This is a genomic window from Oleiphilus sp. HI0125 (assembly GCF_001635355.1).
Window position 1 is genome coordinate 1 of sequence record NZ_LWGF01001411.1, and the last position, 916, is coordinate 916.

Annotated in this window: 1 protein-coding gene; it reads right to left on the reverse strand. The window is 44.3% G+C overall.

The window, feature by feature from the left end:
* Nucleotides 1-191 precede the first annotated feature (191 nt).
* Nucleotides 192-916 (reverse strand): 30S ribosomal protein S2 (gene rpsB, locus A3762_RS24025; protein ID WP_068757994.1); only part of this gene is annotated, 725 nt, incomplete at its 5' end.

The following is a 916-nucleotide window of genomic DNA, read 5'->3' on the forward strand; positions in this document are numbered from 1 at the left end:
TCTTTTACCATTGAGGCACTAATTGCAGCCATGATATTTCCTCATCTATATCGCCTGTAATAGGCATTTAGGTTTGTTAGCGTCGTGGACATCGTTAAATCCCCGCCGCAAAATTTTTAGCTATTTAGTACAAAAGACCTGCAAGCGAACTTGCAGGTCTTTTGATTTTTCAAAGCTTGAAAGCTAACAGATTACTCTGCCGCTGGCGCTTCTTTTGCTTCTTCAGCAACTTCTACGTATTCGCCACCGTTTGACGCAGTGCCTTCAACTACCGCATCAGCAAATGCTTTCGNGTAGATTTGAATCGCACGAATCGCGTCATCGTTACCTGGGATAACGTAGTCAACACCATCAGGATCACTGTTAGTATCAACGATACCGATAACAGGAATACCTAATTTGTTCGCTTCTTTAATTGCGATACGCTCGTTATCAACATCGATAACAAATAACGCATCTGGCAAGCCGCCCATATCTTTGATACCGCCGATACCACGCTCAAGCTTGTCCATCTCACGCGTACGCATCAAGACTTCTTTCTTGGTTAGTTTTTCGAAAGTACCATCTTCTTTCTGCTTCTCAAGATCGCGTAAACGACGGATGCTTTGACGAATCGTTTTGTAGTTGGTCAACATACCGCCCAACCAACGATGATTCACGTAAGGCATACCCCCGCGCTCAGCTTCCTCTTTGATGATTTTGCTAGCCGCACGCTTAGTACCAACGAACAAGATTTTGTTCTTGTTCTCAGCAAGTCTTTTAACCATCGCTAAAGACTCGTTGAAAGCAGGAACTGTTTGTTCGAGGTTAATGCTATGGATTTTGTTTCGGGCACCGAAGATGTATTTGCCCATTTTTGGATTCCAGTAACGAGTCTGGTGTCCGAAGTGTACACCTGCTTTAAGCAGGTCGCGCA